Source organism: Streptomyces sp. NPDC002851, from assembly GCF_053591935.1.
Genome location: NZ_JBSFUT010000017.1, coordinates 99108 through 124011 on the forward strand (window position 1 = coordinate 99108; position 24904 = coordinate 124011).

Annotated in this window: 28 protein-coding genes; 18 read left to right on the forward strand and 10 right to left on the reverse strand. The window is 71.1% G+C overall.

The features are described from left to right. Positions 1-28: 28 nt before the first annotated feature. Positions 29-1045, reverse strand: a complete 1017-nt coding sequence (locus ACWD10_RS19570; protein ID WP_451092537.1) for a right-handed parallel beta-helix repeat-containing protein — start codon at positions 1043-1045, stop codon at positions 29-31. A 357-nt stretch (positions 1046-1402) separates the two neighbouring features. On the opposite strand from ACWD10_RS19570, the gene ACWD10_RS19575 reads away from it, so the two are divergent. The 4 genes from ACWD10_RS19575 to ACWD10_RS19590 all read left to right on the forward strand — a co-directional run bounded on the left by ACWD10_RS19575 (position 1403) and on the right by ACWD10_RS19590 (position 3894). Beyond that, a complete protein-coding gene (locus tag ACWD10_RS19575; RefSeq protein ID WP_451092539.1) occupies positions 1403-2341 on the forward strand; it encodes a PAC2 family protein in 939 nt (312 codons plus the stop codon). A 77-nt stretch (positions 2342-2418) separates the two neighbouring features. Then, positions 2419-3027: a dephospho-CoA kinase gene (gene coaE, locus ACWD10_RS19580; RefSeq protein WP_451092540.1), complete on the forward strand. Its 609-nt coding sequence runs from the start codon at positions 2419-2421 to the stop codon at positions 3025-3027. 10 nt (positions 3028-3037) lie between these two features. Further along, positions 3038-3421: a hypothetical protein gene (locus tag ACWD10_RS19585; protein ID WP_451092542.1), complete on the forward strand. Its 384-nt coding sequence runs from the start codon at positions 3038-3040 to the stop codon at positions 3419-3421. 98 nt (positions 3422-3519) lie between these two features. Then, a complete protein-coding gene (locus ACWD10_RS19590; protein ID WP_451092544.1) occupies positions 3520-3894 on the forward strand; it encodes a tetratricopeptide repeat protein in 375 nt (124 codons plus the stop codon). Positions 3895-3965: 71 nt separating this feature from the next. Here ACWD10_RS19590 and ACWD10_RS19595 read toward each other — a convergent pair whose 3' ends face one another. After that, positions 3966-4262 (reverse strand): DUF6343 family protein, encoded by a 297-nt coding sequence (locus ACWD10_RS19595; RefSeq protein WP_451092546.1) that lies wholly within the window; start codon positions 4260-4262, stop codon positions 3966-3968. Positions 4263-4633: 371 nt separating this feature from the next. Here ACWD10_RS19595 and ACWD10_RS19600 point away from each other — a divergent pair, with 371 nt between their 5' ends. Next, entirely contained in the window at positions 4634-5584 is a 951-nt protein-coding gene (locus ACWD10_RS19600) for a trypsin-like serine peptidase (protein WP_451092548.1), read from the forward strand. Between the two features lie 67 nt (positions 5585-5651). After that, positions 5652-6365, forward strand: coding sequence for a class I SAM-dependent methyltransferase (locus tag ACWD10_RS19605; RefSeq protein WP_451092550.1), 714 nt, complete (start codon positions 5652-5654; stop codon positions 6363-6365). 73 nt (positions 6366-6438) lie between these two features. Here ACWD10_RS19605 and ACWD10_RS19610 read toward each other — a convergent pair whose 3' ends face one another. Beyond that, the gene (locus tag ACWD10_RS19610) at positions 6439-6876 is read right to left on the reverse strand and encodes an RNA-binding S4 domain-containing protein (RefSeq protein ID WP_451092552.1); all 438 of its coding nucleotides are present in this window, start codon (positions 6874-6876) and stop codon (positions 6439-6441) included. Between the two features lie 97 nt (positions 6877-6973). On the opposite strand from ACWD10_RS19610, the gene ACWD10_RS19615 reads away from it, so the two are divergent. Then, positions 6974-7687 (forward strand): SDR family NAD(P)-dependent oxidoreductase, encoded by a 714-nt coding sequence (locus tag ACWD10_RS19615; RefSeq protein ID WP_451092554.1) that lies wholly within the window; start codon positions 6974-6976, stop codon positions 7685-7687. Positions 7688-8154: 467 nt separating this feature from the next. Then, entirely contained in the window at positions 8155-8877 is a 723-nt protein-coding gene (locus tag ACWD10_RS19620; RefSeq protein ID WP_451092698.1) for a uracil-DNA glycosylase, read from the forward strand. A 25-nt stretch (positions 8878-8902) separates the two neighbouring features. Here ACWD10_RS19620 and ACWD10_RS19625 read toward each other — a convergent pair whose 3' ends face one another. After that, positions 8903-9667: a GntR family transcriptional regulator gene (locus tag ACWD10_RS19625; protein ID WP_451092556.1), complete on the reverse strand. Its 765-nt coding sequence runs from the start codon at positions 9665-9667 to the stop codon at positions 8903-8905. A gap of 265 nt (positions 9668-9932) precedes the next feature. On the opposite strand from ACWD10_RS19625, the gene ACWD10_RS19630 reads away from it, so the two are divergent. From ACWD10_RS19630 to ACWD10_RS19640, 3 genes are all read left to right on the forward strand, one after another. Beyond that, positions 9933-11471 carry an NCS1 family nucleobase:cation symporter-1 gene (locus tag ACWD10_RS19630; RefSeq protein ID WP_451092558.1) on the forward strand — a complete coding sequence of 513 codons (1539 nt, stop codon included), beginning with the start codon at positions 9933-9935 and terminating at the stop codon, positions 11469-11471. 5 nt (positions 11472-11476) lie between these two features. Continuing rightward, positions 11477-12268, forward strand: a complete 792-nt coding sequence (locus ACWD10_RS19635) for an aspartate/glutamate racemase family protein (RefSeq protein WP_451092700.1) — start codon at positions 11477-11479, stop codon at positions 12266-12268. Positions 12269-12351: 83 nt separating this feature from the next. Next, the gene (locus tag ACWD10_RS19640) at positions 12352-12570 is read left to right on the forward strand and encodes a hypothetical protein (RefSeq protein ID WP_451092560.1); all 219 of its coding nucleotides are present in this window, start codon (positions 12352-12354) and stop codon (positions 12568-12570) included. A gap of 98 nt (positions 12571-12668) precedes the next feature. Here ACWD10_RS19640 and ACWD10_RS19645 read toward each other — a convergent pair whose 3' ends face one another. After that, on the reverse strand, positions 12669-13631 hold the full coding sequence (locus tag ACWD10_RS19645; RefSeq protein ID WP_451092562.1) for a S1 family peptidase: 963 nt from the start codon (positions 13629-13631) through the stop codon (positions 12669-12671). A gap of 193 nt (positions 13632-13824) precedes the next feature. Here ACWD10_RS19645 and ACWD10_RS19650 point away from each other — a divergent pair, with 193 nt between their 5' ends. Further along, on the forward strand, positions 13825-15321 hold the full coding sequence (locus ACWD10_RS19650) for a membrane-associated oxidoreductase (RefSeq protein ID WP_451092564.1): 1497 nt from the start codon (positions 13825-13827) through the stop codon (positions 15319-15321). Positions 15322-15348: 27 nt separating this feature from the next. On the opposite strand, the gene ACWD10_RS19655 is transcribed toward ACWD10_RS19650, so the two are convergent. Further along, positions 15349-15975: a hypothetical protein gene (locus ACWD10_RS19655; protein WP_451092566.1), complete on the reverse strand. Its 627-nt coding sequence runs from the start codon at positions 15973-15975 to the stop codon at positions 15349-15351. Positions 15976-16236: 261 nt separating this feature from the next. Here ACWD10_RS19655 and ACWD10_RS19660 point away from each other — a divergent pair, with 261 nt between their 5' ends. Beyond that, positions 16237-16755: a lytic polysaccharide monooxygenase auxiliary activity family 9 protein gene (locus ACWD10_RS19660; RefSeq protein WP_451092568.1), complete on the forward strand. Its 519-nt coding sequence runs from the start codon at positions 16237-16239 to the stop codon at positions 16753-16755. A 123-nt stretch (positions 16756-16878) separates the two neighbouring features. Here ACWD10_RS19660 and ACWD10_RS19665 read toward each other — a convergent pair whose 3' ends face one another. Beyond that, positions 16879-17667 (reverse strand): MmyB family transcriptional regulator, encoded by a 789-nt coding sequence (locus tag ACWD10_RS19665; protein WP_451092570.1) that lies wholly within the window; start codon positions 17665-17667, stop codon positions 16879-16881. Positions 17668-17953: 286 nt separating this feature from the next. Here ACWD10_RS19665 and ACWD10_RS19670 point away from each other — a divergent pair, with 286 nt between their 5' ends. From ACWD10_RS19670 to ACWD10_RS19680, 3 genes are all read left to right on the forward strand, one after another. After that, positions 17954-18742 (forward strand): helix-turn-helix domain-containing protein, encoded by a 789-nt coding sequence (locus tag ACWD10_RS19670; RefSeq protein ID WP_451092572.1) that lies wholly within the window; start codon positions 17954-17956, stop codon positions 18740-18742. A gap of 94 nt (positions 18743-18836) precedes the next feature. Next, positions 18837-19370, forward strand: a complete 534-nt coding sequence (locus ACWD10_RS19675; protein ID WP_451092702.1) for a toxin-antitoxin system, toxin component — start codon at positions 18837-18839, stop codon at positions 19368-19370. Between the two features lie 69 nt (positions 19371-19439). Beyond that, positions 19440-20774, forward strand: coding sequence for a cytochrome P450 family protein (locus ACWD10_RS19680; protein WP_451092574.1), 1335 nt, complete (start codon positions 19440-19442; stop codon positions 20772-20774). A 73-nt stretch (positions 20775-20847) separates the two neighbouring features. Here the strand turns inward: ACWD10_RS19680 and ACWD10_RS19685 are convergent, their stop codons facing one another. Both ACWD10_RS19685 and ACWD10_RS19690 read right to left on the reverse strand, forming a co-directional pair. After that, positions 20848-21183 carry a hypothetical protein gene (locus ACWD10_RS19685; RefSeq protein ID WP_451092576.1) on the reverse strand — a complete coding sequence of 112 codons (336 nt, stop codon included), beginning with the start codon at positions 21181-21183 and terminating at the stop codon, positions 20848-20850. A gap of 185 nt (positions 21184-21368) precedes the next feature. Next, positions 21369-21851, reverse strand: coding sequence for an ATP-binding protein (locus ACWD10_RS19690; RefSeq protein WP_451092578.1), 483 nt, complete (start codon positions 21849-21851; stop codon positions 21369-21371). Positions 21852-22012: 161 nt separating this feature from the next. Between ACWD10_RS19690 and ACWD10_RS19695 the strand changes: the two genes are divergently transcribed. Together ACWD10_RS19695 and ACWD10_RS19700 are read left to right on the forward strand one after the other, a co-directional pair. Next, complete coding sequence (locus ACWD10_RS19695; RefSeq protein WP_451092580.1) at positions 22013-22873, forward strand: helix-turn-helix domain-containing protein; 861 nt, start codon at positions 22013-22015, stop codon at positions 22871-22873. Next, positions 22874-23137 carry a DUF397 domain-containing protein gene (locus ACWD10_RS19700; protein WP_451092582.1) on the forward strand — a complete coding sequence of 88 codons (264 nt, stop codon included), beginning with the start codon at positions 22874-22876 and terminating at the stop codon, positions 23135-23137. Between the two features lie 139 nt (positions 23138-23276). Here ACWD10_RS19700 and ACWD10_RS19705 read toward each other — a convergent pair whose 3' ends face one another. Then, positions 23277-24767: a glutamate synthase subunit beta gene (locus ACWD10_RS19705; protein ID WP_451092584.1), complete on the reverse strand. Its 1491-nt coding sequence runs from the start codon at positions 24765-24767 to the stop codon at positions 23277-23279. Positions 24768-24904 lie beyond the last annotated feature (137 nt).

The window sequence follows — 24904 nt, forward strand, 5'->3', positions numbered from 1 at the left end:
ACGACTGCCCACAGTGGGACGGTCGTAGTTACGGCGTGACCTCTATGTTCGTCAGGCCCTTGCCGCCCTTGACCGTGTTGCTGGCGTACACCGTGGTCGGGCAGGTGTCGCTGTAGTTGGCGACGTTGATGGCGAGCTGCTTGTCGCCGCTCGCGCCCGTCAGGTCCGAGGTGTTGTTACGGAAGGCCGCGCCGCAGCCCCAGCCGTCCTGCTGGGTGTGGGTTTCGTAGCCGTTGTTCGTGGTGTTCCTGCCCTTGTTGTCCGCTACGAGGACGTCGTTGCCCTTCACATCGACCCAGGAGTCGTCGTAGTTGGCGCCGGTCAGGCCGCTGCCGTCGAAGGTGTTGCCGGTGATCTTCGCGCCGGTGGTGCCCTCCTTGATGTCGATGTTCTCGCCGCCGACGTCGGGTCCGATGGTGTTGCCGGTGATCTCGATGCGGTCGCTCTTGTCGCTGAGCGTGTTCGCCGAGCCCACATAGACGCCCTCGCCCATGCCCCGGCCGTCGTTCCCGGTGTCGTAGATCCTGGAGTTCTTGATGACGCCGTCGGTCGACGACTTGCGGAAGTGGACGCCCTCCATGTCCAGGCCGTGCACCGTCACCGAGTCGACGACCACGCCGCGCGCCGAGTCGATCATGATGCCCTTCTGGCCGCCCGTCACCGTGAGGCCGTGCACGGTCCAGTACGAGGCGCCGTTCAGGTGCAGCCCGTAGCCGCCGCCCGCGGTCAGGACCGCCTTCTCGGAGCCGGTGAGCGTGATCGGGGCGTCCGCGGTCGCCGCCGTGGACGTCTTGAAGTTCCCTTCGTACGTCCCGTCGGCGAGGCGGATGGTGTCGCCCGCGCGGGCCGCGGACAGGGCCGACTTGAGCTCTTCGGCGGTCGATACGTCGATGACATCGGTGACGTCCTTGATGCCGCCCGGTCCGGACGCCCCGGCCTGGTCCGGGGCCGGGGTGGCGAGCGCCGGGGTCCCGGCGGCGGCGAGCAGGGCGAGCAGGGCGAGCAGGGGCAGTGCCAGGGTGCGGGCGCGGGGGAGGTGGCGCATGAGGATGCCTCCGGCTGGATTTGTGTATGTGAACGTCGAGCGTGTTTCTGAATCGCGTTCTGCCGGGGAAGGTAGGGGCTTGGCATGGGTGCGTCAAGGTCTGGACCAAGCGGTGGGTGGGGTGTACCCGGGGTGGGCGGCCCGGCGCGAACTGGGCGCGGCGGGACCGCCGTTCAGTGACACGGACGTCAAGGGGGCTGCTCAGCGCGGGGCGTGGACGTCGGCGAAGTCGGCGCTCCAGGCATACCTGCCCGCCGCTTAAGCGAGTCCTGAGAGTGTGCCGGGAAACGGCGTGGGCGGGAATGCCCGCGTGCCACCGCGCGTTCTGGGATAGGAACACGAGGAGGAACGGTCACAGTGCTTGATCCCGAGAGTCTGTACACATGGGAGCCCAAGGGGCTCGCGGTCGTCGACATGGCACTCGCCCAGGAGTCGGCCGGACTCGTCATGCTCTACCACTTCGACGGGTACATCGACGCGGGTGAGACCGGCGGCCAGATCGTGGAGAGCCTGCTTGACACGCTCCCCGGACAGGTCGTCGCGCGCTTCGACCACGACCGCCTCGTCGACTACCGGGCGCGCCGCCCGCTGCTCACCTTCCAGCGCGACCGCTGGACCGAGTACGAGGACCCGGTCCTGGAGGTACGCCTCGTCCAGGACGCCACCGGGGCGCCGTTCCTGCTGTTCTCCGGCCCCGAGCCGGACGTCGAGTGGGAGCGGTTCGCGGCCGCCGTCGAGCAGATCGTGCGGCGCCTGAAGGTGCGGCTCGCGGTGAACTTCCACGGCATCCCCATGGGCGTCCCGCACACCCGCCCGGTGGGCCTGACCCCGCACGGCAACCGCACCGAGCTGGTGCCCGGGCACCGCAGCCCCTTCGACGAGGCGCAGGTACCGGGCAGCGCCGCGGCCCTGATCGAGTACCGCCTGATGCAGGCCGGGCACGACGTACTCGGCGTCGCCGCGCACGTCCCGCACTACATCGCGCGCTCCGCCTACCCCGACGCGGCGCTCACCGCCCTCGAGGCGGTCACCGCCGCCACCGGCCTGGTGCTGCCCGGCGTCGCGCACGCCCTGCGCACCGAGGCGTACCGCACCCAGACCGAGATCGAGCGCCAGCTCCAGGAGGGCGACGAGGACCTGGTCGCCATGGTGCAGGGCCTTGAGCACCAGTACGACGCGGCGGCGGGCGCCGAGACCCGCGGCAATATGCTCGCCGAACCGGTCGAGATCCCGTCCGCGGACGAGATCGGGCGGGAGCTGGAGCGGTTCCTCGCGGAGCGCGAGGGCGACGCCTAGGGCGCGCGCGGTCGCGGGTTCGGCGGAACCCGACGGATCGTGGGCCGGGCGTGAACCGAGGGCCTAAGCTTCCGCTCATGCTGAAGGTGGGACTGACAGGCGGAATCGGCGCGGGCAAGAGCGAGGTGTCCCGGCTGCTCGGCTCGTACGGTGCGGTCGTGGTGGACGCCGACCGCATCGCGCGGGAGGTCGTGGAGCCGGGAACTCCGGGTCTGGCGGCGGTCGTTGAAGCATTCGGCGAGGACGTCCTCGCCCCGGACGGCACGCTCGACCGGCCCAAGCTCGGCGCCCTCGTCTTCGCCGACCAGGACAAGCTGGCCACCCTGAACGCGATCGTGCACCCCCTCGTCGGCACCCGCTCCGCCGAGCTGGAGGCGGCCGCCGGGGACGACGCGGTCGTGGTGCACGACGTACCGCTGCTCGCCGAGAACGGCCTCGCGCCGCTCTACGACCTCGTGATCGTCGTGGACGCCTCGCCCGAGACCCAGCTCGACCGCCTGGTGCGGCTGCGCGGCATGTCCGCCGAGGACGCCAAGGCGCGCATGGCGGCACAGGCCACCCGGGAGAAGCGCCTGCAGATCGCCGACATCGTGATCGACAACGACGGCCCCCTCGAGGTTCTGGAGCCACAGGTGCGCGCCGTATGGGAGGACCTCGCGCGGCGCGCGGCGACCGGCACTGCCTGAGGGGCGCCGCATGGTGATACTCGCGGCCCTCACCGCACTCGGCGGCCTGATAGCGCTGCTCGCCGGTGCCTACGGACTGCACCGCACCCGGCGCACGATCACCTCGGGCCACGTGGCCGACGCCCTGGTCAAGCCGCCGCAGCCGGGGTCGCGGCGGCCACTCCTGCAGTTCGAGGCGGTCGACGGGCGGGTGGTCGAGATCGTCTCGCCGGTGCCCGCGAGCCGACGCGCGCCGCTGGCCGCGGGCAGCTCGGTCATGGTGGCGTACGACGCCTTGGACCCGCGCGAGACCGTGGTGCTCGGGCGCGAGCGGACCCGGCTCGACCTCGGCTTCGTGACCGCCGGGGCGGCGCTCGTGGCGCTCGGCGCGCTGCTCGCGGTGCGGTACGGGTGAGGGTTCCCGGGGTACGTGGGTGGTGGCGGCCGGGCGCGGACCCTGGAATAGAGGGGCGGCCGGGCGCCGTTGTAACGCGCAGAGAGGAAGGATGCGCCGTGCCGCACACGCCTGGACGTACCCCCGAGACCAACATCATCGACTTCCGCGCGGCCGAGCAGCTGCTCGCCGCCAATGACCCCCGGGGCGCGGTGGAACTGCTCGACGAGGTGATCGCGGCCCACCCGGAGACCACCGCGCCGCGCCTGCTGCGCGCCCGCGCGTTCTTCGCCCGGGCTCAACTGCGCGCGGCCGAGCTGGAGTTCACCATCGTCCTGGAGCGCGAGCCGGACAACGCCTTCGCGCACTTCGGGCTCGCCCGCACCTATGAGCGCGCGGGGCGGCCGGACCAGGCCCGGCGCCACTTCCGGCTTGCCGCGGCGCTTGATCCGCAGCCGGAGTATGTGGCGGCGGCGAAGTTCGACTCGGACTGACCAAGAAGTTGCCCTCGCCCTGAAGGCTCGTCCTCGAACGACGGACGGGCCTTTCAGTGGGCCCGTCCGTTTCAGTGGGCCCGTCCGTCGTCATCGGACGGGCCCTTATTGATGCCGTGGTCCGGTTCGTACGGGGGAATGTCGGGGCCGGGTTGGTAGTGCGGGCCCTGGCGGATGCGGCGCACGATCATCGCCAGGTCCACGTTGATGATCACCCACAGGACGGCGCAGGCCGCCGTCCAGCCCGGGCGTCCGGCGATGGAGAACGCGACGGTGCCCGCCGCCGCCCAGAGCCAGCCCCATACGGCGAGCCAGAACCGCATGCGGAGGGCACTGCGCGCGGTCACCGGTTCACTGCCTGTACGCATCGGCCTCGCCTCCTGGCCGGGTGTTCTCTTCCAGGATCCACCTCGGCGCAGGTGGCCGGAAATGAGCGCTCGGGGCACGGGGCTTTCGTGCCGCTTTCGTTCCGATTTCGTGCGCTTCCGTAGCGCCGTTCCGGTGTTCGAGCTGCGGTTGTGTCGCGGGTGACCAGTGGGGTTTAAGGGATCTTCGTGAAGGCCGGTGAGGATGCTGCACCGCTGATTACTGGCTGGTTGTCGCGCTCCTGACACCGTGTTCAATTCGTGGCACGCTGCCCATGCGTGCCCTGCTACCTCGGGTACGCGTTCCCATTTCCCCGAACCCCCCATGATTGCCGCGCGAGTTGAGCGCGGCCGTCGCAGAAGGAGTTCTCAGCGTGAGACGCAGCCTTCGAATACCCCACCGGGCCGCGGGTGCCCTGGCCGCGGCCGGCACCCTGGTGGCCGGCACGCTGCTGTCGTCGGGCACCGCCGCGGCGGAACCCAAGCCGGTCTCCCCGGCCGACTACTGGACCGCGGAGCGGATGCGGTCCGCAGAGCCGCTCGACGTCCTGCCCGTGGAGTCGGGCGACCTCCTCGACGAGGTCCGCAAGGGCTCCGAGCTCCTGGTCCCGCCGACCGAGTCGGCCCCGGACGGTGCCAAGTCGTTCCCGCAGAAGGGCGGTACGTGGACTGGTGGCGGCGATGTCGTCACCACCTCCGGACGCGTCTTCTTCACCTACCAGGGACGTCAGGCCTCCTGCTCCGGTAACGCCGTGACCAGCGCCAACAAGTCCACCGTCCTCACGGCCGGGCACTGCGTGAAGCTGGAGGGCAACTGGCACACCAACTGGACGTTCGTGCCCGGTTACCACGACGGCCAGGCGCCGTACGGCAAGTGGCCCGCCGCCAAGACCCTGTCCACGCCGCAGTGGACCGCCAGCGAGGACCTCAACTACGACGTCGGCGCCGCGGTCGTCGAGCCCGTGGGCGGCAAGAAGCTCACGGACGTCGTGGGCGCCCAGGGTGTGGCCTTCAACACCGGCTACAACAAGGCCATGTACGCCTTCGGCTTCCCGGCCCAGGACCCGTACGACGGCGAGAAGTTCACCTACTGCAGCGGGAACTCCTTCAAGGACTTCCTCACCTCCACCGACCACGGTCTGTCCTGCGACATGACCGGCGGTTCCAGCGGTGGCCCCTGGTTCCAGGACTTCAATGAGGAGTCCGGCACCGGCCTGCAGACCTCGGTGAACAGCTTCGGCTACACCTTCCTGCCGGGCTACATGTTCGGGCCGTACTTCGGTGACGACGCGAAGAACCTCTACCAGAAGGCTCAGGCCGAATAAGTTCGGTCAACTCGCGCCTGGGGCGGCCCCGTTGGAACTGACGGGGCCGCCCCTTCGTTGTGCGGTCATGGGAGATGTGATCCGCGAGGGGTATTCGGGGACGGGACCGGGGGCCATCACGCCGGACGGCTGCGCGGTCGACTTCTACGCACGCCTCAAGGCCGGTGACGAGCCGGACATCATCGCGGCCGCGATACCGGCCGGTTCGAGCCTGCTCGAACTGGGCTGCGGGACGGGCCGGGTGACCCGCCCGCTGGCCGAGCGCGGCTTCGCCGTCACCGCGGTCGACGAGTCCGCGGAGATGCTGGCGCACACGGCGGGCATACCGGGCGTGCGGACGGTACGCGGCCCCATCGAGACGCTCGAGCTCGACGAGACGTACGACGCCGTCATGCTCGCCTCCTTCCTGGTGCACAACGCCGACCCCCGGGTCGTCGAGGGAATGCTGCGCACCTGCCGCCGCCATGTGCGGGACGACGGTTACGTCCTCATCCAACGCGAGGGCGCGGACTACCACACCAACGTGCCGCGCGAGCGCGTCGACCCATCCGGCTATACGGTCCGCATCGCCTCGGTCACCCCGGTCGAGGGTGCCGAGGACGGCGTGGACGCGGTGCATGTGGAGTACCTATGGCCGGACGCCACCTGGACCCAGACCTTCCGCTCGCGGGAGCTCAGCAAGGAGCAGTTCGAGGCGTACCTGAAGCGGGCCGGTCTCGCGGTCGACCGCTATCTGACCGAGGACGGGACATGGGTCCTGGCCCGGCCCAGTGTGGGGTAGACAGCCGAGTGTGGGGTGGACAGTCGCCCGGACCTGGCCCCTCGGATTATGGGGTGCGCTTTATGGGGTGCGCTCAGTCGCGTGGGGTGCCGGGGCCCGCGAGGCCGCGTAGGCGCTCCAGTTCGCGGCGGTCGCGCTTGGTCGGGCGGCCCGCGCCGCGGTCGCGGATGCCCGCCGGGGCGACGGCCTCGCGGGGCGGGGGCGGCGGGCTGTTGTCGACGTAGCACTCGACGGCCACGGGCGCGCCGACCCGCTTGCGGATGATCTGCTTCACCACGACGATCCGCTCGCGGCCCGCGTACCGCAGCCGCACCTCGTCGCCCACCTTCACGGCGTGCGCGGGCTTGACCCGGTCGCCGTTGATCCGCACGTGCCCGGCGCGGCAGGCGGTGGCCGCGGCGGACCGGGTCTTGATCAGGCGTACCGACCAGATCCAGACGTCCACCCGGACGCTTCCCGACTGTCCGGGCTGCGAAGGCTGCGTGGGCTGCTCCGAGGAGTCCGAGGTCATGCCCCGACTCTAATGCGCGGGCGCGCCACACAGAACCGGATATCCCGGGCGCGGTCCGCGGGTACGTCCGGCCCTCGGCTGTACGTACCGTGGATCTATGAGCGACGAACCGAGCGGCGACGCGCACAACCTCCTTGCCCTGGTCACCGGCGGCAACCGCGGCCTCGGCCGCGAGGTCTGCCGACAGCTCGCCGGGCTCGGCCACACCGTGCTGCTCGGGGCGCGCTCGGCCGAGGCCGCCGAGCAGGCCGCGGAGGACCTGGGCCCCGGAGTGCTGCCCGTGCGACTCGACGTCACCTCCGCGCAGGACATCGAGCGGATCGCAGCCGAGATCGGGGAGCGGTTCGGACGGCTGGACGTCCTGGTGAACAACGCCGCCATCGCGTACGACACCTGGCAGCACGCCACCACCGCCGACCTGGACGTCGTACGCGAGGCCGCCGAGACCAACCTCTACGGTCCCTGGCGCCTCACCCAGGCCCTGCTCCCGCTCCTTCGGGCCGGACAGCGCGGCCGGATCGTCAATGTCTCCAGCGGCGCCGCGTCCCTGGCCGACATGGGCGCCGGCACGCCCGCATACGCCACCACCAAGGTCGCCCTGAACGCCCTGACCCGCATGTTCGCCGCCGAACTACACGCCGACGGAATCCTGGTCAACTCGGTCTGCCCCGGCTGGGTAGCCACCGACATGGGCGGTCTCGGCGGCCGCCCGGTCGCCGAGGGCGCGGCGGGAATCGTCTGGGCGGCGACCCTGCCCGGCTCCGGGCCGACCGGTGGGTTCTTCCGGGACGGGGTGCGGGTGGCGTGGTGAGCGACGGGCCTGCGGCTGCGCCGGGTCGGGGTGAGCCTGGCCCTGGGGCCGAGCCGCGCCGCCGGGGCGCCCTCGCGTCCGAGTCATCCCGAGGCGCCTCCGCGTCCGAGCCGCCCCGAGGCGTCCCCGCGTCCGAGCCACTCCGAGGCGCCCTCGCGCCCGAGTCATCCCGAAGTGGCCCTGCGCCCGAGTCGCCCCGAGGCGTCCCCGCTCCCGAGCCACTCCGAGGCGCCCTCGCGCCCGAGTCATCCCGAAGTGGCCCTGCGCCCGAGTCATCCCGGGGCGCCCTCGCGTCCGAGCCATCCCGAGGCGTCCCCGCGTCCGAGTCATCCCGAGGTGGCCCTGCGCCCGAGTCATCCCGGGACGCCCTCGCGTCCGAGTCATCCCGAGGCGCCCCCGCGCCCGAGCCATCCCGAAGTGGCCCCGCACCCGAGCCACCCCGGCCTGACCGCCCCGCCGAGGAGGGCATCGCCGCGCTGGACGAATTGATCGGGCACTGTCGGGCTTGCCCGCGCCTCGTCGCCTGGCGGGAAGAGGTCGCGCGGACCAAGCGGGCCGCGTTCGCCGAGGAGACGTACTGGGGGCGGCCCGTGCCCGGATTCGGGCCGCCGGACGCGCGGTTGCTCGTGGTGGGGCTTGCGCCGGCCGCGCATGGGGCCAATCGGACCGGGCGGATGTTCACGGGAGACCGGTCCGGCGACGTGCTCTACGCGGCGCTGCACGCGCTCGGGCTCGCCTCGCGGGCCACGGCCACCGGGCGGGACGACGGGCTCACGCTCTACGGTGTGCGGGTCACCGCTCCCGTGCACTGCGCCCCGCCCGCCAACCGGCCGACCCCGGCCGAGCGGGACACCTGCCGCACCTGGCTGGTACGGGAACTCGCCTTGCTGAGGCCGCAGTTGAGTGCCGTCGTGGCGCTCGGTGCGTTCGGGTGGCAGGCCGTGCTTCCGGCACTCGGTGCGGCCGGGTGGACGGTGCCGCGGCCGCGGCCCGTCTTCGGGCACGGGGCGCGGGTGACCCTGGAAGCAACGGACCCGGACGGCGGCCCGGGCCCGCTCGAACTCTTCGGGTGCTTCCATGTCTCGCAGCGCAATACGTTCACGGGGCGGCTGACGCCCGCGATGCTGCGGGAGGTGCTGGGGACGGCCGCGGCGGCTGCCGGGCTGCCGGTGTCAGGACGCGTGACCTAGGGCCTCTCTTACGGAGTTTCCTCTCTTACGGCGTTTCCTCGCCGAAGAGCTGGCGCACCGTCGTCCGGTAGTTCGCGCGGACGTGGTCCAAGGCGCTGCGGCGGGCCCGCTCGGCGTCGCCGGACGCGACGGCCTCGTACAACTCGCGGTGCTCGGTGAGGAGTCGGCCCCAGTCCTCGTTCTGCCGGGTGAGCCAGCGCAGCCGTCCGTCGACCGGCTCCATCACCGAGGCGAGCAGGCTGTTGCCCGCCATGGCCAGGATGCGGTCGTGGAAGCGCGTGTTCACGTCCGTGATCCGCTCCGCGTCGCCGCCGTCGGTCGCCTCGGCCGCCGTCTCCAGGAGCCCCGCGAGCTCCGCCAGGTCGTCCGGGGTGCCGCGCTCGGCGGCGAGCCCGGCGGCGTACACCTCGAGGGCCTCGCGCAGCCCGAAGAGCTCGGCGACATCGGTGCGGCTCAGACGGCGTACCACCGCGCGCCGTGCGGACTCGAAGGTCACGAAGCCCTCGGTGACCAAGGCCCGTACCGCCTCGCGCACCGGGACCCGCGACACCCCGAAGCGTTCCGCAAGCTCGCGCTCGACGAGGCGGTCACCGGGGCGCAGCCGACCGCTGATGATGTCCTGACGCAGCTCGGCGAGCACGCGCTGGCGCACGGCGCCCAGAGGCTGATCCGCGGCCCGATCCCCAGCCCGGTCCCCGGCCCGATCCGCGGCCCGGTCCCCAGCCCGGCCCCCGGCCTGATCCCCGGCCCGTCCCTCGGCCTGATCCACGGCCCGATCCATGGTGGTCATGGGCTCCATCATCGCTGAAGCGGCGGGCCGTTGGGGCGCTGGTTCCGGTGCGGGCCCGTGGACGACGGCCTCAGGCGCAGGGGTTGCAGTCGGTGGCCAGGCGGAGACTCCTTGTGGTTTTACCCACGCGTTACGTCGAGGACATTGCCGGTTGTCGTTGAAAGCGGGACGGTGTCCCTGCTTTTGGCATACCAAACGCACCCGAAAAATCCGGCAGAATCACAGAACACCTCCATCCCTCCCCCGTCCCCATGGAGGCCGACCCGTGTCCGTCACCCACCGCTCCCAACAGGCCTCGGCCGAAGCCGCCGCCTTCACCCCGGACCCACGGCTCGTCAACGAGGACCTCGCGCCGTCCCGCGAGCGCAAGTGGAAGGTCTTCGACCTGTTCGCCCTGTGGATGTCCGACGTCCACAACCTCGGCAACTACACCTTCGCCGCAGGGCTGTTGGTGCTCGGCATGAACGTCTGGCAGATCTTCACGTCGCTGCTCGTCGGCTTCGTGCTCATCTACCTCGGCATGAACCTGATGGGCCGGATCGGGCAGCGCCACGGCGTGCCGTTCCCGGTCGTCAGCCGGATCAGTTTCGGCGTTTGGGGCGCCAATGTGCCCGCTCTGATCCGCGCTGTCATCGCCATCATGTGGTACGGCATCCAGACCTATCTCGCGTCGGTCGCCGTGAACGTCCTGCTGCTCACCGCCTGGCCGGGCCTGGAGTCCTGGACGCACGGCGACTTCCTCGGGCTCGACGGGCTCGGCTGGTTCTCCTTCCTCGTGCTCTGGGCGGTGCAGGGGCTGATTTGCAGCCGGGGCATGGAGTCGGTCCGTAAGTTCCAGGACTTCTGCGGCCCGGCGATCTGGCTGGTGATGATCGCGCTCGCGGTGTGGATCCTCTCCGAGGCCGACTGGACCATCTCGCTCACGGACACGATCCGGCCGGTCTCCACGGGGGAGCAGGTGCAGATGTGGTTCGGCGCGATCGGTCTGATCCTGGCGATCTACGGCACCCTGATGCTCAACTTCTGCGACTTCTCCCGCTTCGCGCCCGACTACCGCACCGTCAAGCGCGGCAACTTCTGGGGCCTGCCGATCAATTCGACCGCCTTCGTGATCCTCTCGGTGATCGTCACGGCCGGGTCCCTCGAGGTGTTCGGCGAGGCCATCTCGGACCCCGCGCTGCTCGTCGCCAAGGTCGGCAACACCTGGGTGCTGGCCCTGGGCGCGCTTACCTTCGCCATCGCCACGATGGGCGTCAACATCGTCGCCAACTTCGTCTCGCCCGCGTACGACCTGGCCAATGTCTGGCCGCGGAAGATCACGTTCAAGGTGGGCGGGATGATCAGCACGGTCGCGGCGCTGTTGGTCACGCCGTGGAACCTCTACTCCAACCCCACCGTCGTGAACTACTTCCTCGGCGGGCTCGGCGCCTTCCTCGGCCCGCTGTTCGGGATCATGATGGTCGACTACTTCTGGGTGAAGCGCGGCCGGATCAAGGCCGACGACCTGTTCAAGGCGGAGCCGGGATCGGCCTACTACTACCGCAAGGGCGTCAACCCCAAGGCGATGGCGGCGTTCCTGCCGACCGCCGTGGTCGCCGCCGTGGTGGCGCTCGTCCCGGCCTTCAGCGATCTCGCCGCGTACTCCTGGTTCCTGGGTACGGCCCTCGCGGCGCTCCTCTACGCGGCGATCTGCCGCACCGAGCGCACCGCCGCGGCGGCCGTGGCGGACGAGTCCGCCACCGAGTCCGCCACCGAGTCCGCCACGGAGCCCGCCACCACCGCCGACGCGCACCCGGAGGCGTGAGCGGCGTGCGCATCCTCGTCACCAACTGCAATACCACCGCGGCCATGACCGACGACATCGTCCGCGGCGCCCGCGCGGCCGCGAGCCCCGGCACCACGGTCCTCGGGCTCACCCCGTCCTGGGGCCCCGAGTCCGCGGAGGGCTGGCTCGACAGCTATCTGTCGGCGGCCGCGGTGCTCGACGCCCTGCGTACGTACGATGGGCCGGACTACGACGCCGTCGTGATGGCCGGATTCGGCGAGCACGGCCGGGAGGGCGCCCGGGAGCTCCTGGACGTGCCGGTCGTCGACATCACGGAGGCGGCCGCCCATCTCGCCTGCCTGCTCGGCCGCCGCTACGGCGTGGTCACGACGCTCGACCGCACCCGCGACCAGATCGAGGACAGCCTGCACACCGCGGGCGTCGGCAGCCATCTCGCCGCCGTCATCGGCACCGGCCTCGGCGTCCTGGAGCTGGACACCGCCGACAACGCCGCCGACAACGCCGTAGACAATGCCGCCGACGCAGGGCGCACGACGGCGGCCTTCGTCACGGCCGCCGAACGCGCCCGCGACGCCGGTGCCGACGTCCTTGTCCTGGGCTGCGCCGGGATGACCGGCCTGCAGCGCGCCGTCGAGGAGAAGCTGGGCCTCCCGGTGGTGGACGGCGTGGCCGCCGCGGTCCAGCTCGCGGAGTCCCTCGTCCGCCTCGGCCTGACCACGAGCCGGGCCGGGGGCTTCGCCAAACCCCGGGAAAAACACCGTAGTTGGGGCCGTCCCTCACGAATCGTATCGACGGAATCGCATGGCGCGATGTAACCCGATTGGAGTAACACATCTCGCAGGAGTGGCGGGCGACGGTGATCGTTTAACTGTCGGTGCAATCTGCTCTTGGAGGCGCAATGCGTATCCGTACCGGGATTGCCGCAACTGTGGCGGCGACAGCGATGGTCTTCGGCGCCAGCTCTGTTTCCGTGGCAGCCGAAGCACCTCAGAATGTCGTTCAGCAGCAGCCGACGTCGGTCGCCGCCGGCGGCGGCGACGGCGACGGCGCGACGGGCATCGGGCTCAACCTGCTCTGTGGCATTGGCCTTCTGGGCCAGGGAGCGTGCAGCAACTGAGGTCCGTCCTGATTGCGGGAAGGCCCCGCTCCCTTCGGGGAGCGGGGCCTTTCCGTCGTGCGTCGTGCGGGAGGCCGCGGATCACTCCTTGGCGGGGCTCACTCCTTGGCGGGCTTGGGAAGTTCGCAGCCCGTGGCCTCGAGGTCGAGCTTGCTGCCGGGGCCGATACAGGGAACGATCTTGTAGGTCTGCTGGGCGTAGCCGATGCCCTGGTGGACGGTCACGCCCCCGTTCTCGTCCACCTCACACGGGTTGTTGAGGGTGCACTCCTGGCCGTCCTCGTTGAGGGTGTTGTTGACCGCGACGACCTTGCCTGAGGCGTCGTCCACCACCGGGGAGCCCGAGGTGCCGCCTATGGTCTTGCAGGCGGAGGTGTAGCGGACCGAGTCCTTCATGACCCAGTCGGCCTCGTGGAGTTCATGCGCGAAGCCGTCGATGCCGCACTGGTAGATCTTCTTCCAGTAGCCGGAGACCACGCTGATCGCGGTGCCCTCGCTGGGCCGGTCCGCGGAGAGTTCGAGCGCTTTGATTCCGGTGTCGCTCTCGATCTGCTCGTACGTGCTGGTGAGTTCGTAGAGCGAGACGTCGGTGTCGGTCATCGTGCCGTACGACACCTTGCTCGCCTTCAGCGTCGCGACCTCGCCCGCGGAGCCGTCGAGCAGCGTGAAGGTACGGCTCGACGGCTTGTCGACCACGACCTCGCCGGGACCGGGCATCCCGCTCTCCAGGCAGTGGCCGTTGGACAGGACGAGCGCCGGGTCGGTGGGCTCCGAGTCGGGCATGCGGATGACGGAGCCGGAGCAGTTGCTCAGCGCCACGGCACCGGCGAAGTCGACGGCCTTGGGCTTGCCCTTGCCCTTCCCGTTGCCCGTGACGTTGTCCAGTGCCTCGGCGATGGCCGTCGCCGCGTCCGCGGACGCGGACGCGCGCGCGGACGCCGACTCGACCGCGGACTTCTGCTTCGCGGGCGCCGTGTCGAGGCTGTCCGCCACGGCGGGCGTGGCGCCCGCGCCGAGGAGCAGCAGACCCGAGGCGAGTGCGCCGACGAGAGGTTTCTTCATGTGGGGGTCCTCTCTGCCGCCGGGGGTGCTTGGTTCCCCGGCTTTGTCATGCGCATTCTTAATGGGTTCCGCGTCCACGGACAACCATGCACGCTCAGCGGACAGTTGGCGGGCTGGGCGGGTCGGGCCGATTCAATCGGAGTACGACAGCGGCACGTTGACGATCGAGGCCCGCCCGGGTCAGAGTCCGGCGATGGAGATACCCGAGCTGACGCCCGCCGAGGAGCGCGTGTGGCAGGCCTTCCCGCGCGGCGAGGCGGTCAACTTCCGGCCCGACCGCGAGGAGGACGCCGCGCTCGGCGCCACCTGGGGGCCCGAACGGACCGTGCGCGCCGAGGTGTTGCGCGCCCTGCTGCTCGACGGCCCGCGCGAGGGCGGCGAGACCGCGGTGCTCAAGCTGACCGGCGCCCGGATCGTCGGCCGGCTCGACCTGGAGTACGCCGTGATCGACTGCGGCGTCCACCTGTGGGCCTGCCACTTCGAGGACACCCTCGATCTGTACGGCGCCCAGATCCGTCAACTCGCCCTCGGATACTCGTACATACCGCTGCTGCACGCCGTCGCCCTGCGCGTCGACGGCTCGCTGCGGATGACGCGCTGTCAGATCCCGGGGCCGGTGCGGCTCGGGGCGGCCCGGGTCGGTGGGGCGCTGTTCCTCGACGGGGCGCGGATCGGGCCGCGGCCGCCGGAGCCCGATGACCCCCATGGCGACCGGCGTCGGCCCGCGCCGGTGCTCCAGCTCGTCCGGGCCGTCGTGGACGACAACCTCTCGGCCCGCGGTATGACGGTCCACGGCGAGGTGGAACTCCGGGGCGCCGCCGTCGCGGGCAGCCTCCACCTGGACGACGCGGAGCTGAACAATCCGGGTGGGACCGCCCTGGACGGCCGTACGTTGAGCGTCGGGTCCGATCTGCACGGCAAGGGCCTACGCGCCTCCGGCTGGGTCAACCTGCGCGGCACCCACATTCCCGGCCAGCTCAACCTCGCCTACTCCACGCTCTCCCACCCCGGCGACCGGATCCTGCGCCTGAGCAGCGCCACCATCGGCGAGTTGTGGCTGCGCGGGGCCGCGCCCATCGAGGGCGAGATGACGCTGCGCCGCTCCCAGATCGGCGTGATCCACCTCGCTCCCGAGTCGTACCCGGACCAGATCTGGCTCGACGGCTGTACGTACACCACCCTCGCCCCGCGCGAGCCCGCCGAACGCCGCCTGGCCCTACTCGAGCGGGACAAGGACGGCTACGTCCCGTACGCGTACGAACAGCTCGCCACCGCGTACCGCCGCATCGGCGACGACGCCGCGGCCCGCACGGTCCAACTCGCCCGGCAGCGCCGCCACCGCGCCACGTTGCCCGGATACGCCCGCGCCTGGGGCCTGCTCCAGGACGTCACGGTCGGCTACGGCTTCCGGCCGGTGCGGGCGGCGGGCTGGCTCGCGTCGCTGCTGCTCGTCGGCGCGGTGACGTACGGCGTGGTGGAGCCGCGGCCGCTCAAGGCGGACGAGGACCCGGGGTTCAACGCGTTCTTCTATACGCTCGACCTGCTGCTGCCGATCGTCGACTTCGGCCAGGAGCGGGCGTACGACCCGAGCGGCTGGACCCAGTGGCTCGCGTACGCCCTGATCATCACCGGGTGGGTACTCGCCACCACGATCGCGGCGGGCATCACGCGGACGATCAGCCGTCAGTAGCTCGGCTGCCGCTCAGCTGCCAGTGGCTCAGCGGTCCCCGTCGAGCAGTCCCTGATCGACCGCGCGGAAGGTCCACCGCCCCGCCCCGGATCCGAAGTTGCGGCGCAGCACCCACACCAGGTCGAAGCGGTCCGACGGCCATGCGTCCGGTGGGGGAGTGGGCCAGGCCGCGTCGGCGCCGAGGGCGCGGACGATCTTCGGGATACGGCTGTGCTGCCAGCAGATCAGCACCGGTGACGTGGCGTCCGTGAGAACGGCTTCGGCGAGTTCGCGCTCCTGCTTCTTGCCGTAGTCCGTGCGCACCTTGAGGCCGAGCTGTTCCGCGAGCGGGGTCACCGTCTGGGCGTGCCGCCGCGCGGCGCCGACCGGGCCGCCGGGGGCCGAGGCGAAGACCGTCGCGGGGAGCGGAAGCGCGGGGGCCGCGGTGCCGCCGCCGTTCGCCGGGCCCGAGGGGCCGAACAGGCTCGGCAGCTTGAGTGCCCGGTCCCAGCCGCGTGCCGTCAACGACTCCGGGTCGAGGCGCAACTGCTCGTCCAGGCCCGGGTGGTCGTCATCCGGCTTCTCGCCGTGCCGGATCACGAGCACCGTGAGGTCGTGGACGGGGCTCTGCGGGGAGTCGCTGGCCGGGGGAGGCGTAAACGGGTCTTGGTGCACGAAGCCGGATGCTAGGTCATCGCGTCGGTGACGTCGGCCATACGCGCCGATACCTGCCGCTCGCGTCCGCTCGTTCCCGTTCACCTCTTGACCGTGGCCGGACAACCGCTAGGGTCGAGACCAAGGTCTAGACCAAGACGGGAGTGAACTCCCCGATGGTTCAAGGCAGTTGGCCGCTGCTCTCCTCTCCCTCCCCCCACCGAGCGGAGCCACCGGATCCGCCCCACGCGACCGGCGGCGTACCGCAGTGAAGGAGTTGCCATGCGCAGGAACCGCAAGCTCGCGATCACCCTCGGCGCCGGTATCGCGCCGCTCATCGCGCTGACCCTCTCCACCGCCCCGGCCAGCGCCCACGGTTACGTCAACTCGCCGCCCAGCAGGCAGGCCCAGTGCGCCCAGGGCACGGTGCCGTGCGGCGACATCAAGTACGAGCCGCAGAGCGTCGAGGGCCCCAAGGGCCTGAAGAGCTGTAGCGCCGACATCGCGCGCTTCGCCGAGCTCGACGACGACAGCAAGGGCTGGGTGGCGACGCCGGTGGGCAGCTCGCAGGCGTTCACCTGGACCCTGACGGCCGCGCACGCGACCAGCACCTGGGAGTACTACCTGGGCGGCAACAAGATCGCCGAGTTCGACGACGGCGGCGCGCAGCCCGGTGACACGGTCACGCACCAGGTCGACTTCGGCGGCGCCTCCGGCAAGCAGAAGGTCCTGGCCGTCTGGAACATCGCGGACACGGCCAACGCGTTCTACGCCTGCATCGACGTCAACATCGGAGGCTGAACCGGAAGTAGATAGGCGGGCAAGCCGGGCGGGAGCGCAAGCTAGGCGGAAGCGCAAGCCAGGCGGAAGCGTCGGCTCGCCCATGACGGAGGGGCTCAGCCCGTGAACAGGCGGGCTGGGCCCTTACCTTGCCTCCGGGGCGGTGGGTACGACCCGGAGATGACCGCTCGCGTTGCCGTTGCCGTTGCTGCTGCCGCCGCCTCCGCTTTCCACGCGCGTGGAGCGGGTGGCGCGGGCCCTGGGGGTCGTCGCCTGGCCCTGGTGCAGGACGAGGGTCAGGCGGGTCAGGTTCAGCTTGCGCAGCGTGGCCGGGGTTTCGTTGATGATCCGGCAGGTGGTGCGGCCCCAGGGTGCGTCCGGATGGTTCACCCGGCGCACCGAGCCGTCGTGGTCCAGGGCGCCCGGGCCCGCGAGCCGCATCCACTGCGGCAGGCCCTGGCGGTACGCGGCGTCCATCAGCGGGTCGCGGGCGATGCCCCGGCGGATCTCCCGCAGCGTCGGGTCGTCGCCGTGCTTCTCCAGGGCGGCGGAGAACTGGGCGAGCAGCGGTAGACACCAGCTGGTCTCGTGCTCGCCGAGCACCGTGGCGGCGTCCGGGTGGAAGAGCACGAAGCGCAGGAAGTTGTGGCGCGGCATCGCCGTGGGGTGCGGCGCGGCGTGCCGGAAGATGGTGTCGTACGCGGAGTTGGCCGCGACAACGTTCCAGCGGTGGTCGAACACGAGGGACGGGAAGGGCGTGGCCTCCAGCATCGCGACGTAGTCCCTCAGATAGGCGCGCTCCTCGAACCCGCCGTTCTTGGGAGCCGCTTGGGCGGCCGCCTGGAGTGCGGCTCCGGAGCGCCTGGTCGTCGTGGTTGGAGCGACGGGGGTGCCGTCCGGCCCTCGCGCCGGGTCATGCGTCATCGAGATCATGCGTCATCGAGACGTCGTCCCTCCCGTGGAATAAGCCCGTACTGAGCTCCGCACTTTGTTCTGTGCACTCTGTTCCGTGCTTTGTTGAAGGCGATACTCCTGGCCCGCTCGAGGGCGTGTCAATGATCGTGGCATTTTCTGCCCCCGGGCGATTGCTTTGCGCCACAGCTGTGGCATGCTCTGGCCGCAATTCGTCGGACGAGCTAACCTCCGGGCAGCCGCAAGGAGTTGTGCAAGGCCCTCAGTTATCCGTTTGATGTCCGATTTAGACGTAGGAGAGACGCCGGTGGCAGAGGACTTCCCGGTTGCGGGCCTGGCGACCGCCGGGCCGTTGGCCGCTGTCGTCGCTCGTGTCGCCGAACTCGCCGAACGCGCCGGAGTTCCCCGCGAAGAGGTCTTCGACCTGCAGCGCCTCTCCGCCGAGTCGGGCGTGCCCGCCGGTGTCGTCAGGGAACTGCTCGAAGGCCGTCCGGCCGGAGAACCCGATTTGCAGGCCCGTTTCCTGCAGCGGTTCGCGTTGCTCAGAAAAACTCGGCTCAAAGCCGACGGGCGCCGCTTTACACAGCAGGAGATAGCCCACGGCGCCGGAATGTCCCGGCAGCAGGCCGGGGCGCTCATCAACGGCGACCGACGGCCCACGATGGAGCATTGCGCCGCCATTCAGCGCTTCTTCAAGGTGCACGCGGGCTTTCTCACCGCCGAGGACACCGACGCGCTCGCCGGTGCGCTCCAGCGCGTCGAGCGGGAGCTTCAGCTCAAGTGCGCGCTCCCGAACGGCCACGACCCGGTCGCGGGCCACGACCCGCTCGCGGCACACACCGCCTCCGCCACGGCGTCGTCCCGGCCCGCGACTCCCGGCGGCGCCCAAGACGTAGAGGACCCGCTGCAACGCCTCCTCCAGGACCACGGCGTACGAGGCATCGCCTGGCGGGCCGCCCAACTCCCCACGGACAAGCACCGGGACCGGGTCACGGAGTGGCTCGACATGCTCCTGGAGAACGTCAAGGGATCGGAGCCCGGCAAGGGTTCGGACCCGGTCGGCCCGGTCGGCCCGGTCGAGGGGGCGGAGTCATGAGCACACCCACGGCCGAGATGTACGCGACACAGGTTCAGGCACAGCGACAGGCACAGGCACAGGCACGGGGAGAACGGTGGCCATAGGCAAGCGGATGCGCCGACTCTGCGCCGAGCTCGTCGCCGGTATCGAACTGCCCGCACCGGCCCGGCCCCAGGACCTGCACACCGCCCTGTGCGCGGGCATGAGCAGCCGTCGCGGGCGCCCGGTCCGGTACCGCATGGCCACCTTTCCGCCCCATACGGCCAGCGGCCTCTGGCTCGACATGGCCGACCAGGACCTCGTCGTGATCGAGGAGCGCACCGCCCCCGACCACCAACTCGTCATCCTCGGCCACGAGTTGTGGCACATGGAGGCCGGACACCGCGGCCACCCCGTCGACGGCGCAGAGGTCGCCGCCCGGCTCCTCGACAACACCGCCGACCTGCGGGACGCCGTCGTACGGGTGGCCGCCCGCACCCGCTTCGAGGAAACCGACGAGAACGACGCGGAGAGCTTCGGCCTGCTCCTCGCCAGCAAGTGCCGCCCCTGGCTCGCGGCCCACGCCCGGGCCGCCGCCCCCGGACACGACGCGGTGGCCGGACGGATCGAGGCGTCTTTGGGGTGCCGCGGGCCGTCCGCCCGCTAGATCCCGATCCCGGTTCCCGCCAAGATCGGGAAAAGCCGAGATCGGGACAACACGATCTACGCTGGTGACATGCCGACCACCCCCGCAGGTCACGCCGTACCGTCCGACCGGAACACCCCCGACGGCCGCGCCGCCGAGCTCGAAGAGGGCCTGGTCACGGACCCGTACGGGGTGTACGCGCGACTGCGCGAGGAAGCACCCGTACGCCGGATCACCGGACCCGACGGCACCCCGTCCTGGCTCGTCACGCGCTACGAGGACGCCCGCGCCGCGCTCGCGGACCCGGCGCTCTCGCTCGACAAGGCCCATGCGTTGCCCGGGAGTTACCGCGGACTGCAACTGCCGCCCGCCCTCGACGCCAACCTGCTCAACATGGACCCGCCGGACCACACCCGGATCCGGCGCCTGGTCACCCGGGCCTTCACGGCCCGCCGGGTCGAGCGGCTGCGGGCGCCGATCCGGCGTACGGCCGAGCAACTCCTCGACACCATCGCCCCGTTGGGCCGTGCCGACCTGGTGGCCCGGTACGCGGCGCCGCTGCCCATCGCCGTCATCTGCGACCTGCTCGGCGTCCCGGACCACCACCGGCGCGATTTCCGTACCTGGACGGACACCCTCATCGCGCCCGACCCGTCCCGGCCCGCCGCCGCCAAGGAGGCCGTCGCGGCGATGCTCGGCTTCTTCCGGCAGCTCATCGCCGACAAGCGCGCCGAGCCCGCGGATGACCTGCTCTCCGACCTGATCGCGGTACGGGACGAGAACGAGAACAAGGACGAGAACAAGGACGAGAACAAGGACGAGAGCGAGAACAAGAACGAAGGCGCCCACGCCCACGCCGACACCAACGCCGACGACGACGGCTCACGCCTGAGCGAGGACGAGCTGATGTCGCTCGCCTTCCTGATCCTCTTCGCCGGGTACGAGAACGCCGTGCAGCTCATCGGCAACGCCGTGCTCGCGCTGCTCGACCACCCCGACCAACTGGCCGCCCTGCGCGCCGACCCGGCCCGGATCGGCCCGGCCGTCGAGGAGTTCGCCCGCTACGACGGGCCAGCGCTGCTCGCCATCCGCCGCTTCCCGGTCCGTGACGTACGCATTGGGGGCGTCCTCGTGCCCGCCGGTGAGACCGTCCTGGTCTCGCTCGCCGGTGCCAACCGCGACCCGCACCGCTTCCCCGACCCCGACCGCCTCGACCTCACCCGGGACGCGAGCGGCCATCTCGCCCTCGGCCACGGCATCCACTACTGCCTCGGCGCGCCCCTGGCCCGACTGGAGGTCGAGATCGCGCTCGCGGCGCTCCTGGAACGGTTCCCCGGCCTCGCCCTCGACTGCCCCCGCTCCGAGCTGACCTGGCGCCCGTCGATGCGGGCCCGCGGCCTGGAGAGGCTGCCGATCGTGTTCTGACGGCGGTACGGCGGGTGTGGCAGTCCGCTCGGACCCGTACGGACCGGATCAGTTCAGACCCCTACCGGCCGGATCAGACCCCGGACCCCTCGCGCATCCACGTCGGCACCGCCCCGGTGATACGGCACACCGTCAGATAGAGCGGGATCGGCGGGGTGTACGGCGCCGAGTCCGTGCCGTCGGGCCTGTGGGCCAGCCGCGGCGGGCGGTTCCCGGCGGGGACCCGGCGCCCGACGACGTACCGCACGGGGGCGGGCCAGTCGAGCGAGACCGAGGAGCCGGCCGGTACGAGCCACCACCACCGCGCCCCGTCGTCGTACACACACCCGAGCCGCGGCAGCCGCTCCTCGGCGGCCCTGCCGTACGCGACGGGCATGCCCACGGCGTCACAGCCGAGTGGCGTCGTCATCCCCTCGGGCAGTTCAAGCGTGACCCCGCCGAGTGGGCCGTATCCGGGTCCACGACCGTCACCGGAGGCATGGCCAGTGGCGGAGCCGTGTCCGGATGCGTGAGCGGAGTGAGCAGAGGTGAAGCCGTAACCGGAGCTGTCAGAGCCATCGCCGCGAGTGAGCGAAGCCAGCGTCGTCAGGGACATCACGCGCATGCTGCCCCGGCCTCCCGCGGAAGCTCGGCCCAGACGAGCAGCCCGAGACCCACTTCCTTCGCGCCCCAGGCCCTGCTCATCGCGGACACGAGCAGCAGCCCGCGCCCGTGGTCCTCATCGGCGTCCCGCGCCGGGTGCGGGGCCGGGCCCGCCTGGCCGCAGCCCTCGTCGCGCACCACTATGCGCAGCTGGTCCTTGGCCGGAGCGTCGTGCAGCTCGCACATGATCCAGTCGCTCACGGTGTGCACCACGGCATTGGTGACCAGCTCGGAGACGACCAGGGACGCCGAGTCGAGGATCTCCTCGTCGAGTGTCCAGGCGGCCAGCTGGTCCCGGGTGAGCCGTCTCGCGTGCCCCACCGCCTCGGGTCGCGCGGCCAGTTCGAAATGACAGCGGCGGTCGCTATGACCGCGGCGGTCGCTAGAAGTGGCACCTATGGGATGGTGCGGGGACAAAGCATTACCCAGTGCCACGGCCGCTTCCTAACGGGTCGGACGAGTTCACGCCTGCCACTATCTCCCCGCCGCGAACACTTGGCAAGCGTCACTCTGAAAAGTTCAGAGTGCAGTGTTCGAAAGCCTACTCCCATGGCAGACTGCTCGCGACAGCGACTGAGGCAGGCAAGGGAGAAGCAGTGAGCGAACCGCGGTCCGCTCCCACCGTGGGCCAGGTGGTCCTCGGAAAGCGCTTGCAGGAACTGCGTCAGCACGCGGGGCTCAAGCGTGAGGAGGCCGCCAAGGTCCTGCGCGTCGCCCCGGCCACGGTCCGCCGCATGGAGACGGCCGAGGTCACCCTCAAGATCCCGTACCTCCAGCTGCTGCTGAAGGCCTACGGCGTCGAGGACGAGGAGGCCGAGGCCTTCGTCGACCTCGCCGAAGAGGCCAACCGGCCCGGCTGGTGGCAGCGCTATCACGACATCCTGCCCGGCTGGTTCAGCATGTACGTCAGCCTGGAGGGCGCCGCGAGCCTGATCAGGTCGTACGAACCGCACTTCGTGCCCGGTCTGCTGCAGACCGAGGAGTACGCGCGGGCCGTGATGCGCTCCGGCGCCGTCGGCCAGACCAGGCCCGAGGACATAGAGCGGCACGTGGCCCTGCGGATGCAGCGGCAGGACCTGCTCACCGGGGACGAGGCCCCGCGCCTGTGGGCCGTTCTGGACGAGACCGTCCTGCGCCGCCCGGTCGGCGGCCCGGGCGTCCTCCGGGCCCAGGTCGACCGGCTGCTCGAAGCCACCGAGTCGCCCCAAGTGACGCTGCAGATCGCGGAGTTCGCCAAGGGGCACCACCCGGGCACCTACGGGCCGTTCACCCTGTTCCGCTTCGCTGTCCCCGAACTGCCGGACATGGTCTACACCGAGTATCTGACCGGTGCGGTCTATCTGGACCGCCGCGCCGAGGTCGTGACGTATCTCGAGGTCATGGACCGGATGGCGGCGCAGGCCGCGACGGCACAACGCACGAAGGAGATTCTCCGGAGTCTCCGCGAGGAGCTGTGAATGGACCACATATCCGTCGACCGGGAGCACGGCCGGATCTACAACGGCATGCCCGCCCGCGAGCTCGGCTCGGAGGGCTGGCACAAGCCGTGGAGCGGAGGCAACGGCGGCAACTGCTTCGAGGCCATGAAGCTGGCCGACGGCCGGGTCGCGGTGCGCCAGTCCGCCGATCCGGACGGTCCCGCGCTGATCTACAGCCTCGGCGAGATCCATGCCTTCATCCAGGGCGCCAAGTCCGGGCAGGCGGACTTCCTTCTGTCCTGAACGGCTGTCCTGAGGGGGCAACCGCCGTCCTGACGGGGGATGCGGCTGTCCTGAGGGGGAAACGGCTGTCTTGAGAGGGGATTGTCCGGAGGGGGATACGGCAGTGCGCCGGACGGGCCGGGTCGGGTCGGCCGAGTCGTTACACCGTCATCGGCCGGTCGTCCGCCCGTATCGGCGCCGGAAGCCGGGTGCCCCCGGTGAGGTACCGGTCGACGGCCGCGGCGGCCGCCCGGCCCTCCGCGATGGCCCAGACGACCAGTGACTGCCCGCGGCCCGCGTCGCCCGCCGCGAACACCCCGGGCGCGTCCGTCGCGAACTCGGCGTCGCGGGCCACCGAGCCGCGGTCGTCCACGGCGAGGCCCAGCTGGTCCAGGAGTCCGTCCTCACGGGACGGGCCCGAGAAGCCGAGGGCGAGCAGCACCAGGTCGGCCGGAAGGACTCGTTCCGTGCCGGGTCTGTGGCGGCGCCCCTCGGGCTCGACCTCGACCAGGTGGAGCTCGGTGACCCGGCCCTCCGGATCGCCCGTGAACCGCAGCGTAGAGGCGGCGAAGACCCGTGCGTCCGCGTCCGCGAGCGGGGACCGGCCCAGGTCGCGGACCTCCTCGTGGGCGGCGGACAGGCGGTGCACCCGGGGGTACGTCGGCCAGGGCTCGGCCACTTCGTCGCGCTCCGTGGCCGCCTGCGGGTAGATGTCCAGCTGTGTCACCGAGGCCGCGCCCTCGCGCACCGCCGTGCCCACGCAGTCCGCCCCGGTGTCGCCGCCGCCGACGATGACGACGCGCCGCCCCGCCGCGGACAGCGGGGACGTGGGCAGGTCACCCTGGCAGACCCGGTTGGCGAGCGGCAGATACTCCATGGCCTGGTGCACCCCCGCCAACTCCCGCCCCGGAACCGGCAGTTCCCGCCATGCGGTGGCCCCGACCGCGAGTATCACGGCGTCGTGCCGCGCCCGCAGCTCGGGCCCCGTCATGTCCCGGCCCACGGTCACCGAGGTGCGGAACTTGGTGCCCTCGGCCCGCATCTGGTCGAGCCGCCGGTCGAGATGGTGCTTCTCCATCTTGAACTCGGGGATGCCGTACCGCAGCAGCCCGCCCGGCCGGTCGTCCCGCTCGTACACCACGACCGTGTGCCCGGCCCGGGTCAGCTGCTGCGCGGCGGCGAGCCCGGCGGGCCCCGAGCCGACCACCGCGACCGTGCGTCCGGAGAGGCGGTGCGGCGGCTGCGGCGGTGCGTAGCCCCGCTCCCAGGCCTCGTCGGCGATGGCGGCCTCGACGTTCTTGATGGTCACGGCGGGCTGGTTGATGGCAAGGACACAGCCCGTCTCGCACGGCGCGGGGCACAACCGGCCGGTGAACTCGGGGAAGTTGTTGGTCGAGTGCAGCCGGTCGCTGGCCGCGTGCCAGTCGTCCCGGGCGACCAGGTCGTTCCACTCCGGAATCAGATTGCCCAGCGGACACGCCTCGTGACAGAACGGAATCCCGCAGTCCATGCACCGGTCGGCCTGCTCGGTGATGATCGGCAGGAGCGCACCGGGGACGTACACCTCCTGCCAGTCCTGGACGCGTTCCGCGACCGGGCGGCGCGGCCATTCCTCGCGTGAGGTGGTGAGGAAGCCCTTGGGATCACCCATGGCCGACTCCTTGCGGCGGTGCTCGTGCCCTGCCTCCTGCCCGCCCCGGCCCGCCTCCTCGTCACGATACGTCCGCTCCCGGCCCGCGGCGAGCGGCACCAGGGCTCGTCCCCCCGTCCCCCCGTCCCCCCCCCGTC

Bases quoted from the DNA above. Each gene is read 5' to 3' on its own strand.
- ACWD10_RS19570 (WP_451092537.1), bottom strand. From the start codon at position 1,045: ATGCGCCACCTCCCCCGCGCCCGCACCCTGGCACTGCCCCTGCTCGCC.
- coaE (WP_451092540.1), top strand. From the start codon at position 2,419: ATGCTGAAGGTGGGACTGACAGGCGGAATCGGCGCGGGCAAGAGCGAG.
- ACWD10_RS19585 (WP_451092542.1), top strand. From the start codon at position 3,038: ATGGTGATACTCGCGGCCCTCACCGCACTCGGCGGCCTGATAGCGCTG.
- ACWD10_RS19595 (WP_451092546.1), bottom strand. From the start codon at position 4,262: ATGCGTACAGGCAGTGAACCGGTGACCGCGCGCAGTGCCCTCCGCATG.
- ACWD10_RS19605 (WP_451092550.1), top strand. From the start codon at position 5,652: ATGGGAGATGTGATCCGCGAGGGGTATTCGGGGACGGGACCGGGGGCC.
- ACWD10_RS19610 (WP_451092552.1), bottom strand. From the start codon at position 6,876: ATGACCTCGGACTCCTCGGAGCAGCCCACGCAGCCTTCGCAGCCCGGA.
- ACWD10_RS19615 (WP_451092554.1), top strand. From the start codon at position 6,974: ATGAGCGACGAACCGAGCGGCGACGCGCACAACCTCCTTGCCCTGGTC.
- ACWD10_RS19625 (WP_451092556.1), bottom strand. From the start codon at position 9,667: ATGACCACCATGGATCGGGCCGTGGATCAGGCCGAGGGACGGGCCGGG.
- ACWD10_RS19640 (WP_451092560.1), top strand. From the start codon at position 12,352: ATGCGTATCCGTACCGGGATTGCCGCAACTGTGGCGGCGACAGCGATG.
- ACWD10_RS19645 (WP_451092562.1), bottom strand. From the start codon at position 13,631: ATGAAGAAACCTCTCGTCGGCGCACTCGCCTCGGGTCTGCTGCTCCTC.
- ACWD10_RS19650 (WP_451092564.1), top strand. From the start codon at position 13,825: ATGGAGATACCCGAGCTGACGCCCGCCGAGGAGCGCGTGTGGCAGGCC.
- ACWD10_RS19660 (WP_451092568.1), top strand. From the start codon at position 16,237: ATGCGCAGGAACCGCAAGCTCGCGATCACCCTCGGCGCCGGTATCGCG.
- ACWD10_RS19665 (WP_451092570.1), bottom strand. From the start codon at position 17,667: ATGATCTCGATGACGCATGACCCGGCGCGAGGGCCGGACGGCACCCCC.
- ACWD10_RS19675 (WP_451092702.1), top strand. From the start codon at position 18,837: ATGCGCCGACTCTGCGCCGAGCTCGTCGCCGGTATCGAACTGCCCGCA.
- ACWD10_RS19680 (WP_451092574.1), top strand. From the start codon at position 19,440: ATGCCGACCACCCCCGCAGGTCACGCCGTACCGTCCGACCGGAACACC.
- ACWD10_RS19685 (WP_451092576.1), bottom strand. From the start codon at position 21,183: ATGACGACGCCACTCGGCTGTGACGCCGTGGGCATGCCCGTCGCGTAC.
- ACWD10_RS19700 (WP_451092582.1), top strand. From the start codon at position 22,874: ATGGACCACATATCCGTCGACCGGGAGCACGGCCGGATCTACAACGGC.
- ACWD10_RS19705 (WP_451092584.1), bottom strand. From the start codon at position 24,767: ATGGGTGATCCCAAGGGCTTCCTCACCACCTCACGCGAGGAATGGCCG.